The following is a 12,462-nucleotide window of genomic DNA, read 5'->3' as shown; positions in this document are numbered from 1 at the left end:
TTGTACTATATTTGAGTCAATATTGTAGCAATAGTAGACATTTTTTTGCTATTTTTTTTCGGCCATTTTTCAGTTTGTCTATAATTATCTAAACAAGCCGAGGCAGCCGCAAGACTCTTTAAAACAAGCGTTTATACAACAACAAATGGTGCAATATATATTCAAAAAGGGCTAACAACAACAAATTCAGCCCGTCTTTTTTTTTGGAATAGTATTTGCTATTGTTGCATGAATAAAACTAATAACTATTTTTGTATACAAATTATACAATTAAAACTGTTTAACCTTTAAAAGAACGAAGTATGAACTATTCTACAATCAAAAAAGCAGTTACTTGCTCTTTGATTGCCGCCTTAGGTTTCACTGGGGCAGCTCAAGCACAAGATGCTAAAGTATTTGGCGGAAGAAGCCAATACAGAACTTGGTCCATTGGTATCAATGGCGGTATAACCACTCCAAATGTATTGATTGGAGGATCTAATGCTTATGGAAGAAAAGTAGGTCTTTTCGAAGCACCTGTAAGAGAATATTATGGCATCAATGTCCGTAAACAGTTCTCAAGCTGGTTCGGTTTGCAATTAGATGCAAACAGAGGCCGTATTTTTACACATAATGCAGAAGGACAAGCCCCTGAGGTATTACCTACTTGGGATAATGTTAATGGTATCAACGCACAATCAGCAGAAACTGATGTTCAATATGCAGTTAGCTTAAACGGTGTATTCCAATTTGCTACAATCGATTTCTTAAGAAGAGAAAATTCGGTTAACTTCTATGCAAGTGTAGGTTATGGTTTGATGGCATTCAATCCAGTTGGTTATACGAACAATGACGGAACCGGTACTGCATGGGATAACAAAGGTAACTGGGGTGAAAGCGCTGGCGACCGTGAATTAAAAGGCGACAGAGATTACACTCGTGAAGCATTTGTTCCAGTTGGTTTAGGTTTGAAATTCAAGTTATCTGATCGTGTAGCGTTAGATTTAGGCTACACCATGAACTTTGTTGATACCAAGAGCTTATTTGGTCCGGTACAAGGCAGAACTAGTAACGACAAATTCTCTTACACCCATGCTGGTTTAGAGTTCTCATTAGGAAGCAAAGACAAACAAGATTTGACTTGGGCTAATCCTGTAGCTACTCTTTACGATGAGTTGAAAGATCCGGAATTGAGAAACGAAGTTGATGCTTTGAAACAACGTGTAAGCGCTCTTGAATCAACTGTTCAAGCGTTAAGCACTGACTCAGATGGTGATGGTGTTGCCGATAAATTCGACAAATGCCCTAACACTCCTGCCGGTACACAAGTTGATGGATCAGGATGTCCAATTAAATTCCCTGAGCCTGATACATCTGCTCTTTCAACAGGTTCTTATCCAAACATTCAGTTTGAATTTGATAGCTCTGTATTGAAAACCAGCTCTTACCCAACTTTAGATCAAGTATCTTCTGACTTACGTGCTAGCGGTGCTACACTTACTTTAGAAGGTAATGCTTCTGAAGAAGGAACAACTGAGTACAACTACCAGTTAGGTTTAGACCGTGCTAACTCTGTTAAAAATTACTTAGTTAACTCTGGTGTTGCTGCATCACAAATCAATGTGGTAAGTAACGGCGAAACTAAACCAGTTGCATCTAATGCTACTGAAGAAGGTCGTCAGTTGAACCGTAACGTACAATTCAAAAAATAATCCTGTCTATTAAGCAGGTTATTATAGAAACCCTCGGGACAATGTTCCGAGGGTTTTTTCTTTGAATTCTCATCGTTCTGGGCTAATTTCGTAACATGTACTTTTTCCCGAAGAAGAACCAAGAGAATAACTCCAAAAAGAGTTTCAATTTGAAGGTAATGCATGCTATCAATAAAATAGCTATTGTTCTCTTTCTACTTGGAGTTCTATATAAATTGATCGACTGGTTTTTCCTCAATTAATGCTAGATCAAATGAAAGAAATCATTAATACAAACAACGCCCCTGCCCCAATTGGTCCGTACAATCAAGCGGTTAAAGCAGGCAATACACTCTATATATCCGGACAAATAGCCTTATCTCCCGAATCGGGCAATTTAGTTCTAGACAGTATCGCGGGACAAACCAAACAAGTGCTGGAAAATCTACATGCTATTCTGCAGGAAGCGGGTTATTCTTTTGCAGATGTGGTTAAAACGAGTATTTTCCTAACAGATATGGCTAACTTCAATATAGTCAATGAAGTTTATGGTGAATACTTTACGGAGAATGCCCCGGCACGGGAAACGATTGCCGTAAAAGGGCTCCCTAAAGAAGTGGATGTTGAAATTTCTTGTATTGCCTGGAGAGCCTAGTTGCAAAGTCGGTACGAATGCCTGTGATTGAATATGGTTTACATACACCAATAGAATACTTAAAAGGTGTCGGTCCACAAAAGGCAGATTTGCTCAAAAAGGAACTGGCAATATATACTTTTGGCGATCTTGTACACTATTACCCTTTCCGTTATATCGACCGAACGAAATATTATAAGATAAAGGATCTACATCCGGACATGCCATCAGTCCAAATTCTCGGTAGATTAACAGCCGTAGAACAGATAGGACAGAAAAGAGGAAAACGACTGGTTGCGCAATTTAAAGATGAAACCGGACTAATGGAGCTTGTCTGGTTTCAGAGCATCCGTTGGCTGGAAAAGAGTCTGAAAATCGGATCGGTATATATCATATTTGGAAAACCTACCCTTTTTAATGGCCAATTCGCTATGACACACCCGGAGATGGAGCTATATAATGCGGCTAATAAAAACGTAGGTAATCCAAGTTTACAACCTGTTTATCGGTCAACCGAAAAACTAAAGCAATTCTTTTTAGATACAAAGGGGATTCAACGACTGCAAGAAGGGCTAGTTGCTTGGGCTTCAAAAAAAATGGAGGAAAACCTGCCATCTTACCTGCTAAAAGAACAGCATCTGATCTCAAAAGCAGAAGCGATCACCCATATTCATTTCCCGTCCAGTGTAGAGGAATTAAAGGCAGCTGAAAGACGTTTAAAGTTTGAAGAACTATTCTTTATACAATTGAAATTGTTAAAAAACAAGCTGCTTCAGACCCATAAGTTCAAAGGCCATGTATTCGATAAAGTTGGAAGTAATTTCAACGCCTTCTATCAAGAGCACCTACCATTTCCGCTAACAAACGCACAGAAAAGGGTAATTAAAGAAATTCGGCATGACACGCATACGGGAGCGCAAATGAATCGCCTCTTACAAGGAGATGTGGGCAGTGGAAAAACGGTGGTAGCACTCATGACTATGTTGTTGGCTGTCGACAATGGCTGTCAGGCTTGTATGATGGCCCCTACCGAGATTCTTGCTCAACAGCATTTTAACGGTTTAATTTCTTTAATTGGCGACTTACCTGTTTCCATTAAACTGTTAAGTGGATCGACGCCGAAAAAGGAGCGGAAAATTCTTCACGAAAACCTACTAGACGGATCTTTAGACATATTGGTTGGTACCCATGCGCTTATTGAAGATACCGTACAATTTAAGAATTTAGGGCTTGTCGTGATTGACGAACAACATCGATTTGGTGTTGAACAAAGGGCCAAATTATGGCGCAAAAATCAAATACCTCCGCACATGCTTGTTATGACGGCGACTCCTATACCCCGTACCTTGGCCATGACGCTCTATGGAGATTTGGATGTATCTGTGATTGATGAGCTCCCTGCTGGTAGGAAGCCCATCAAAACGCTTCATTTATTCGAAAGTAGCCGATTAAGAATGTTCGGCTTTATGCGGGATGAAATTGCTAAAGGACGACAAGTATATGTCGTGTATCCATTAATCAAAGAAAGCGAAAAACTGGATCTAATGCACTTGGAGGCAGGAATTGAAAACCTCGCTCGTGAATTTCCACTTCCAACATACAAAATCAGCATTGTCCACGGGAAGATGCCCGCTAAAGATAAAGATTTTGAGATGCAGCGTTTCGTAAAAGGAGAAACGCAGATTATGGTTGCCACTACTGTAATAGAAGTTGGCGTAAACGTGCCGAATGCTACCGTTATGATTATTGAAAATGCAGAGCGATTTGGCTTATCACAATTGCATCAGCTACGTGGTCGGGTTGGTCGAGGCGGAGAGCAGTCCTTTTGTATCCTGATGTCTTCCAACAAACTAAGTACAGAGGGCAAACTCAGACTAAGTACTATGGTTAAAACGAACGATGGTTTCGAGATAGCAGAAACCGATCTTAAGCTGAGAGGCCCGGGAGATATTGCCGGCACACAACAAAGTGGTATATTAGATCTTAAACTAGCCGATTTAAGCACTGATCAGGTTTTACTGCAAGAGGCGAGAAATCTAGTGATCAATATCTTTAAACAAGATCCGAAGCTTGAAGACCCGAAAAATCAGTTACTTCGCGATCACCTTCTGGTGCAAAGTAAAGGAATAAGTTGGGATAAAATTTCATAACATGTATTTTTAAAGCAAAAATCGTATCTTTGTACCAGTAAATCATTTCACCCTATAATAAGTATCAGTTATGTAATCCCTTCCATATCATATTATCGCTGCCAAAAGAACCTGGGCGCAAATGCGGTATTTTGATAGGTATGGGTTTCACCTCCTGATAAAAATCATTTCAACGTATTCATCCATGTTTCAGGCACGATTCTTTCATTGAAAGCAATGAAGAAAGAACGTTTATATGTATTGTTAAAATTGCGTATAAACATAAGTTATAGAACTATTATTAGTAATTTTAATTCCATAAGAACACTATGGCGATAAAAAAAATATACGACACAGCAATAAAGCCTGAGCGAGCTGTTTTAGTGGGGATCATAACACCCAATGAAACGGAAGATCAGGAAAAAGAATATCTCGAGGAACTCGCTTTTCTTGTCGAAACCGCGGGAGGCGAGACCATCAATACTTTTACACAACGGATGCAAAAGCCGGACAGAGCTACATTTGTAGGCAGTGGAAAATTAGACGAAATTAAAGCATATGTAAACGCGGAGGAAGCAGATATAGTTGTATTTGATGACGAACTAAGCCCTTCTCAGCTAAGAAACATCGAGAATGAACTGAAGATTAAAATACTGGATCGGAGCAATCTCATACTGGACATATTTGCCAATCGGGCAAAAACGGCACAAGCAAAGACGCAAGTCGAGCTTGCTCAATTGCAATATTTACTTCCTCGCCTGACACGAATGTGGACCCACTTGGAACGTCAGAAAGGTGGTATCGGAATGAGAGGACCCGGTGAAACCCAGATTGAGAGCGACCGTCGGATGATTTTAAACAAGATCTCTTTATTAAAAGAAAAGCTAAAGCAGATTGATAAGCAAAACGAAACCCAACGGAAAAATAGAGGTGAACTAATTCGCGTTGCATTAGTTGGTTACACGAACGTCGGCAAATCGACGATCATGAATATGATCTCAAAATCGGAAGTCTTTGCAGAGAATAAATTATTTGCCACACTGGATACCACTGTTCGGAAGGTTGTTATCGACAACTTGCCATTTCTGCTATCCGATACCGTTGGATTTATCAGAAAACTTCCACATCACTTAGTGGAGTGCTTCAAATCAACCTTGGATGAAGTTCGTGAAGCTGATATTTTGGTCCACGTGGTTGATATCTCACATCCGAACTTTGAAGATCACATTAATACCGTAAATGAGACATTAAAAGATTTAGGTGCAATAGACAAACCGGTGATTACCGTTTTTAACAAAATTGACGCTTACAAACCTGCCGAAGTAGCGCGTGATGATAACGGCGATGAGCAGGCGAAGAAAAACATCACTATTGACGATTTTAAGAACAGTTGGATGGCTAAACACAGCAGCCCTGCCGTTTTCATTTCTGCCACAGAAAAAAAGAACGTTGAAGAATTCCGACAGCTCTTATACGACAAGGTAATCAAAATTCATACAGCCCGCTACCCGTACAATAATTTGTTATATTAATCATTCATAAAAGAAATTGAAAACATGGCATCAACAGAGAGTAAAAGACAACAACGTTTTGCTAGTGTAATCCAGCAAGATTTGGCTGATATATTTCAAAGGGAAGGGATGGTATGGGCTCCTGATACACTGGTGACAGTGACACGAGTAAGGGTGACACCTGACTTGGCCATTGCTCGCATCTACCTGAGTTTTCTCAATGCGAAAAACGTACAAGAGGCGATTGCGAACATAAAAAGTCATGCCGGTGAAATCCGATATAAATTAGGAAGTCGTATTAAGAACCAAGCTCGCATTGTTCCTCAACTTGAATTTTTTGTAGATGATACAAACGAATATGTGGAACGGATGGATAAGCTTTTTGAAAAAATAAGTAAAGAACCGAGACAAGAGGATTAGGCCAGCTATTAGCTAAACATGCTTTTTCAACTTAACGAGGAGGATTTTTGGTTTCCGGATCCCTTATTAGCCGAGGAGGATGGCTTACTTGCAATCGGAGGCGACCTTAAAACAGAACGCCTTCGATGTGCTTATGCACAAGGGATCTTCCCTTGGTATGATGAAAGCACACCTATATTATGGTATGCACCCCCCAATCGTTTTATACTATTGCCACAAGATTTAAGAATCAGCAAAAGCATGCGTAAGGAACTGCGCAGCAATAGCTATCGGATTACTTATAATTCAGCTTTCGCACAGGTTATTCGTCACTGTGCATTGACCCCCAGAAAGGGCCAACAGGGAACCTGGATTACGGAAGATATGCAAACGGCCTATATTAACTTGCACCAAGAGGGCTTTGCCATGTCAGTGGAAGTGTGGAAAAAGGAACAATTAGTAGGCGGCTTATATGGGGTTATCTGCGGAAAAAGAAACCATGTTTTTTGCGGCGAAAGCATGTTTTCATTAGCACCGAATGCCAGTAAGTTAGCCTTAATTGAACTTTGCACCTCCAATCGATTTGAACTCATAGACTGCCAGATAGAAAGCGAGCATCTCCGATCCATGGGAGCAAAAGTAATTCCGGCGAAAAGCTATTATCAGCTATTGCAAACTTAGTATTTAAAAGCTAGTTTAGTAATAAAGAAACATAGCCTTTGTGGACTTACTTTATCAGATAGACTTAATCGGTGCATTAGTCTTTGCTATTTCCGGAGCGATGACGGCAGCTGATCACAAGATAGATATCTTTGGTGCTGCCTTTACCGGTTTTGTCACTGCTATTGGCGGCGGTAGTTTACGGGATATTTTCTTGAACACACGCCCCGTTTGGGTAGACGACGGAAACTACCTTCTAGCTATTTTGATTGGTGTTATTATCGCCATCACAACGCACCGATACCTTGGTAAACTGAGAAGGACCTTGTTTATGTTTGATGCCTTGGGTATCAGCTTTTTTACCATTGTCGGTCTGCAGAAATCACTTGCTGCAGACAGCAGCGAGATCGCAGCTATTGTATTGGGTATGTTTTCCGCGGTAATGGGTGGGGTAACGCGCGACACTTTAATGAATGAAACACCACTTATCTTTAGGCGGGAAATTTATGCCACCGCCTGTCTATCGGGCGCTATTTCATTTATTGTCTTATCAAGTTTTGGTATGGACGACAACCTCAATGCTTTCCTAAGTGCTTCGCTTATTTTTATTATCCGAATCATTTCTGTACGCTACAAACTTTCTTTGCCCATCATTGGCGGATAAGTTTAGCGTTTCTTTTTAAGAGCAGGAAACTTCATTTTGTAATCCACTTTTACATGGCCCTTTGAAATGGCGTCCAGTTTAGACTTCAACATCGCCTTACGCAATACGCTTAATCTATCAGTGAACAGTTTACCTTCAATATGGTCGTACTCGTGCTGAATAACCCTGGCGGCAAGGCCATCATATTTTTCGCGGTGTTCTACCCAATTTTCATCAAAATACCTTATATGTATAATGGAGTGCCTACTTACATCTTCTCTAATATCAGGGATACTTAAGCAACCTTCATTGAACTCCCACTTCTCTCCCTCTTCTTCTTCGATATGCGCATTTATGAACACTTTTTTAAAATCTTTCAATTCAGGGGCATCATCTTCTGCAAAAGGAGACGCATCCACGACAAAGAGTCGGATAGAAAGCCCGACTTGCGGTGCAGCTATACCAACACCATGGGCAGCATACATCGTTTCGAACATATTTGCTATTAGATTCTCCAGTTCAGGATAATCTTTATCTATATCGATAGCTTTTCGTTTTAATACCGGATCTCCGTATGCTACTATGGGTAACTTCATGTTGCAAAGTAAAAATTAAAAAGTCAAAAGTCAAAACGTAAAAGGCCACTATATAGCTATTCCTGCTCCGGAATAAAGTCGAGCTCACTAAGTTTTGTGTCTTCGAATACTTCATTTGCAATTGCCAGAAGCTCTTCCGCACTCACCCTATTTATTTGCTCTACTACTTCTTCCAGCGTGTTTACCTTGCCATAGTCTAGCAAATTTTTTGCCATCGAAATAAGCACTCCCATCCGATTCTCCTCCCCTAAAGCAATCTGGCCGATAAACTTTTGCTTAGCCTGATGGAGTTGTAAGCTTCCCAGTTTGGTATCGCGTAGCTTTTTAAGCTCTTTATTGACTAGCCTTTGAGCCTGATGGGCCTTGTCTCCATCTGTACCATAGTAAATGGAAAATATTCCGGTATCCGTGTATGGCGTATAATTGGATTCAATGGTGTAAGCTATTCCATATTTTTCACGGATTTGGAGATTCAACCTAGAACTCATTCCCATTCCGCCGAGCAAATTGTTTAATACCATTAAGCCAATCTTACGATCATCGTGTAAAGAATAGGCTACATTTCCTAAACTCACGTGCGCCTGTACAATTGGTTTCACAATTTTTCGTTGTATTGGCTTATAATTAATTGTCATATTCCTCTCCCGTGCAGAAAGATTTGCGGGAATATTGCTTAATATGCCTTCTGTTAATTTTTTTATTTTCTTCCAATCATATTGCCCGGTTATTGCTAAAACAATTTGATCAGTACAATAATTTTCTTTCAAGAATTGGAAAATATCTTGTCTGGTTATCGCCTTCAGTGATTCGCTGGTTCCTAAGATATTATGGCCCAAAGCATGCTGATCGAACAACATATCTTCAAAATCGTCTGCGATAGCGTCCTCAGGGCTGTCTTGGTAAGATGCTATTTCGTCCAGGATTACGCTTTTCTCTTTTTCCATCTCTGATTCAGGAAACACGGAGTGGAAAATAATATCTTCAAAAAGATCTAGTACGCGCGACAAATGTTCCTTTAAAAAAGATGCGTGCACGCACGTATATTCCTTGGTTGTGTATGCATTAAGGTCTGCCCCTACGAGCTCAAGGCGATTCAGAATCTGATTTGTATTTCGTCTTTCCGTGCGTTTAAACAACAAGTGCTCGATAAAGTGAGCCATTCCGTATTGTTCAGGACGTTCATCGCGTGTTCCTGCGTTGACTAAAATACAGGCATGGGATACAACCGTATCTGCAGGCTTCAAAAGAACGCGGATACCGTTCGATAAATGAATGATGTGATGATCCATTGTGGTGGACAAACTTAGATAAAATTGTGGGTATATTAAAATCCACCTGGCCTTCCCCCGGGTCCACTCATAGACCGACCACCTCTTTCCCAACGTCCAGGGCCATTATCATCCGGCATAGCTCCCGTTCTACCTGCAAACTTTTGAAAGCGATACGTAAAAGATAGCATAAAATAACGAGCGAGTCGATTTGTTCTGCTATCCGAAATTCTATTTTCGGTAACAGACCTCGATATACTCACCTGTTCGTTTAACAAATCGAAGGCTTGCAGGCGCAACATTCCGTTTTTGTTTTTAAAGAATTGTTTCTCAATAAACGTATTGATAATTAAAGGATTGGCCTGAACATTACCTTCATAGCCATTGTTACTCGTTTTAGCTACATCAAAGTTCCATAATAAGGTGGGTGTGATATAAATATTACCATACATAGAGGCGGCCCAAGTCGTTATATTCTGATTGCTCCGATTCTGTAAACTGTTTTTTGTGGTGTTATAGGTAAAGTCTATTCCCGGTCGAATTTCCAGCCAGTCTTTAGGGTTGATCTGCACATTGAGCCCTTGATTTAATACCCAATTCTTAGCCTCATTCTCCACAGAATTTGCATAGGATATGTTATTATTGAAATTGGCGGATCCTCTTAAGGAAACTACATACTTACGATTATTAAAGGGTTTCGCATAGTGATAAAAACCGCGGGCATTATAATTCCCGCCAGTATTTAGGTATCTCGTTTCTTGAACGATTCCTAAACTATCGTCCATCGTTGTAATACGATTAGTCGTAATTTTATCTTCGATAACATTCGCATTCAATACGGCGAAGAAAATATTACCCGATTTGAAATCAAAGTTACGGTAACGTAGATTTAGCGTGTGGTTGAACTCCGCAGCTAGATTAGGATTACCCGTCGTAGGAAAATTTGGATTTGAAACATCCGTTATTGGTTGTAATTGCGAGAAGGTCGGCTCACTTGCATTCCCCCGATATTCCACATTTAATGAGCGGGTTCGTGAAGCTTTGTATTCAAAACGAGCTACCGGAACAAAGTAAAAGCCGTTTCGTCCGAACGATAAATCTTGACCAGCCAAGGTTGTATGTCCTGTTAGCCTGGTAGGTAAAACGGTAGCCCCTAATTGATAAACGAACTTATCTGTTCTATAGCGATAGGTAACTCCGGCACGATGAGTTGAAAAGGTATACTCGTAAAAATTGCTTAAGGATGGGTTGGGTATGCTATTTCCTTCCACGTCCATTGAGTTCGCTTGCCGATCGTTATCGTAAGTTGCGAAATTAAAATCGTAACTAAACTCTAAATTGCTCTTGTCAGTAAGCGGTTCAATATACGAGACGGACGTACCCCCATTGAACCCCTTATTATTCAAATCTACCAACTGCCTTTGGTAAATAGCAGCGCTGTCGAGGTCTCTACTGAAGGTAATATTATTGATAATTCTATCCAGGTCTTGCTCTGTTCTGGCTGAATTTAGCGAAAAATTAAAAAAGATATTCCTACCCCTATCGTTTATCTTGTAGTTCAATAAGCCACTACCACCATAATTTGGTGTAAAGGACTTATCATGGTTTATATTCTCGATTTTATTAGAAAGTGTATCATTTATACTTTGATAGGTAAATTCATAACTTCCTGTATTATTGTTGCCAATGCTAAATGTAGGCGAAAGTTTGATAAATAATTTATCATTCGGTTTATATTCTACATTCCAGTCGAATCGATGATTATTACTGATCGCATTACTGGTAGCATTGGTACTTCTTAAAATCGTTGTATCAAGAAAAAAGTCTTGAATGGAATTGGCACTGATTACGTTATTATCACTGTGATTGTAGCTATAGTTGCCATAGGTAGTCCATTTATCATTAAAATCTTTTCTATAGTTGAAGCCCGCTGAATACGAATCGGTTAAGCCGTTGCTTCCTCCACCAAAGCCTCCCGGACCGCCAAAACCGCCTCCCATTCTTCTTCCTCCCCCTCCGGGCATCCTTCTGGCTCCACTGCCTCTTGCATTGAAATCAAAAGCTTGGTTGTTATTATTATTTGCATTGACCAAGACAGAAAATTGGCGTGACCCGGTAAATGAATTGTACATACCTCCCAGCTGATATCGATATCCATTATCTCCCTCCGGCTTCGTACCCATCCCGGCACCAAACTGCCCGAAATTACCGTTATTGTTTTCTTCCGCTATCGTTATATTCAATATTTTCTCGGGCTCTCCTGTTCTATTACCGGTTAGATTTGCCTGATCGCCATAATCATCCACGATTTGTATTTTCTCAATGATATCAGCCGGTAAATTTTTTGTTGCTGTTTTCACATCCCCGCCAAAGAAGTCTTTTCCATTAATTCTAACCCGCGTGACACTTTCACCCTGCGCTTGCACGTTACCATCTTTATCCACTTCTACTCCATCCAGTTTCTTTATAAGTTCTTCCGTCATTGCGTTTGGCCGCACCCGGTAATCTTTTGCATTGTATTCCACCGTGTCTTCTTTCATCGTTACTAAAGTACCTCCTGTTACATTTACTACCTCTAAAAGTTTCGATTCGAACGACATAACTAATGGAGGTAAATCAAGCGAATGCTGTCCATTGAAGGAAAAACTTCTGCTAAATGGTCTAAAACCCAAACTGGTAATCAGCAAATTGAAACTGCTTGCCTTTACATTTTTAAAGCTAAATTTTCCATCAACGTCGCTGCTCACCTGAAGCGTATCCTGCGGCGACATCAGTTTAACGGAGGCAGCAATCACACTCAGCCCTGTACTATCCCTGAGCACACCGTTAACTACTTTACCTGTCTGTGCTTGCGCTTGAAAAGAACAAAGGCTTATTCCGAAGAGGGAGAGAAGAAAAATACTTCTAACAATTTGGTTGATTTTTTTTAAGCACATTTAATTAATGATTGTA

General features: G+C 40.2%; 11 protein-coding genes. 8 read left to right on the top strand and 3 right to left on the bottom strand.

Annotated features, from left to right (window positions below):
* Nucleotides 1–302: 302 nt before the first annotated feature.
* The 8 genes from M1D52_RS00670 to M1D52_RS00635 all read left to right on the top strand — a co-directional run bounded on the left by M1D52_RS00670 (nucleotide 303) and on the right by M1D52_RS00635 (nucleotide 7,667).
* On the top strand, nucleotides 303–1,691 hold the full coding sequence (locus M1D52_RS00670; RefSeq protein WP_437394019.1) for an OmpA family protein: 1,389 nt from the start codon (nucleotides 303–305) through the stop codon (nucleotides 1,689–1,691).
* 95 nt (nucleotides 1,692–1,786) lie between these two features.
* Nucleotides 1,787–1,933, top strand: a complete 147-nt coding sequence (locus tag M1D52_RS00665; RefSeq protein WP_309010511.1) for a DUF6728 family protein — start codon at nucleotides 1,787–1,789, stop codon at nucleotides 1,931–1,933.
* 11 nt (nucleotides 1,934–1,944) lie between these two features.
* Nucleotides 1,945–2,325: a RidA family protein gene (locus M1D52_RS00660; RefSeq protein WP_437394018.1), complete on the top strand. Its 381-nt coding sequence runs from the start codon at nucleotides 1,945–1,947 to the stop codon at nucleotides 2,323–2,325.
* Between the two features lie 17 nt (nucleotides 2,326–2,342).
* Nucleotides 2,343–4,454, top strand: a complete 2,112-nt coding sequence (gene recG, locus M1D52_RS00655; protein WP_437394017.1) for an ATP-dependent DNA helicase RecG — start codon at nucleotides 2,343–2,345, stop codon at nucleotides 4,452–4,454.
* A 308-nt stretch (nucleotides 4,455–4,762) separates the two neighbouring features.
* The gene (gene hflX, locus M1D52_RS00650; RefSeq protein WP_437361522.1) at nucleotides 4,763–5,965 is read left to right on the top strand and encodes a GTPase HflX; all 1,203 of its coding nucleotides are present in this window, start codon (nucleotides 4,763–4,765) and stop codon (nucleotides 5,963–5,965) included.
* 24 nt (nucleotides 5,966–5,989) lie between these two features.
* A complete protein-coding gene (gene rbfA / locus M1D52_RS00645) occupies nucleotides 5,990–6,364 on the top strand; it encodes a 30S ribosome-binding factor RbfA (protein WP_289554161.1) in 375 nt (124 codons plus the stop codon).
* An 18-nt stretch (nucleotides 6,365–6,382) separates the two neighbouring features.
* Nucleotides 6,383–7,024, top strand: a complete 642-nt coding sequence (aat, locus tag M1D52_RS00640; RefSeq protein WP_289554162.1) for a leucyl/phenylalanyl-tRNA--protein transferase — start codon at nucleotides 6,383–6,385, stop codon at nucleotides 7,022–7,024.
* A gap of 40 nt (nucleotides 7,025–7,064) precedes the next feature.
* The gene (locus M1D52_RS00635; protein ID WP_013664459.1) at nucleotides 7,065–7,667 is read left to right on the top strand and encodes a trimeric intracellular cation channel family protein; all 603 of its coding nucleotides are present in this window, start codon (nucleotides 7,065–7,067) and stop codon (nucleotides 7,665–7,667) included.
* 2 nt (nucleotides 7,668–7,669) lie between these two features.
* Here the strand turns inward: M1D52_RS00635 and def are convergent, their stop codons facing one another.
* Genes def through M1D52_RS00620 form a run of 3 tightly spaced genes read right to left on the bottom strand, consistent with a single transcriptional unit; the run spans nucleotide 7,670 to nucleotide 12,446 of the window.
* Complete coding sequence (gene def / locus M1D52_RS00630; protein ID WP_013664460.1) at nucleotides 7,670–8,242, bottom strand: peptide deformylase; 573 nt, start codon at nucleotides 8,240–8,242, stop codon at nucleotides 7,670–7,672.
* A 56-nt stretch (nucleotides 8,243–8,298) separates the two neighbouring features.
* The gene (locus M1D52_RS00625; RefSeq protein WP_437394015.1) at nucleotides 8,299–9,531 is read right to left on the bottom strand and encodes a M16 family metallopeptidase; all 1,233 of its coding nucleotides are present in this window, start codon (nucleotides 9,529–9,531) and stop codon (nucleotides 8,299–8,301) included.
* Between the two features lie 35 nt (nucleotides 9,532–9,566).
* A complete protein-coding gene (locus M1D52_RS00620; RefSeq protein WP_437394014.1) occupies nucleotides 9,567–12,446 on the bottom strand; it encodes an outer membrane beta-barrel protein in 2,880 nt (959 codons plus the stop codon).
* Between the last annotated feature and the right edge of the window lie 16 nt (nucleotides 12,447–12,462).

The sequence above is a fragment of the Olivibacter sp. SA151 genome, assembly GCF_054130995.1.
Note: the sequence above shows the minus strand (reverse complement) of the source record. Positions and strands in the feature narration are given on the sequence as shown.

Excerpts from the sequence above, each read along its gene's own strand:
- M1D52_RS00670 (WP_437394019.1), top strand. The coding sequence starts at position 303 with ATGAACTATTCTACAATCAAAAAAGCAGTTACTTGCTCTTTGATTGCC.
- M1D52_RS00665 (WP_309010511.1), top strand. The coding sequence starts at position 1,787 with ATGTACTTTTTCCCGAAGAAGAACCAAGAGAATAACTCCAAAAAGAGT.
- M1D52_RS00660 (WP_437394018.1), top strand. The coding sequence starts at position 1,945 with ATGAAAGAAATCATTAATACAAACAACGCCCCTGCCCCAATTGGTCCG.
- recG (WP_437394017.1), top strand. The coding sequence starts at position 2,343 with ATGCCTGTGATTGAATATGGTTTACATACACCAATAGAATACTTAAAA.
- hflX (WP_437361522.1), top strand. The coding sequence starts at position 4,763 with ATGGCGATAAAAAAAATATACGACACAGCAATAAAGCCTGAGCGAGCT.
- rbfA (WP_289554161.1), top strand. The coding sequence starts at position 5,990 with ATGGCATCAACAGAGAGTAAAAGACAACAACGTTTTGCTAGTGTAATC.
- aat (WP_289554162.1), top strand. The coding sequence starts at position 6,383 with ATGCTTTTTCAACTTAACGAGGAGGATTTTTGGTTTCCGGATCCCTTA.
- def (WP_013664460.1), bottom strand. The coding sequence starts at position 8,242 with ATGAAGTTACCCATAGTAGCATACGGAGATCCGGTATTAAAACGAAAA.
- M1D52_RS00625 (WP_437394015.1), bottom strand. The coding sequence starts at position 9,531 with ATGGATCATCACATCATTCATTTATCGAACGGTATCCGCGTTCTTTTG.
- M1D52_RS00620 (WP_437394014.1), bottom strand. The coding sequence starts at position 12,446 with ATGTGCTTAAAAAAAATCAACCAAATTGTTAGAAGTATTTTTCTTCTC.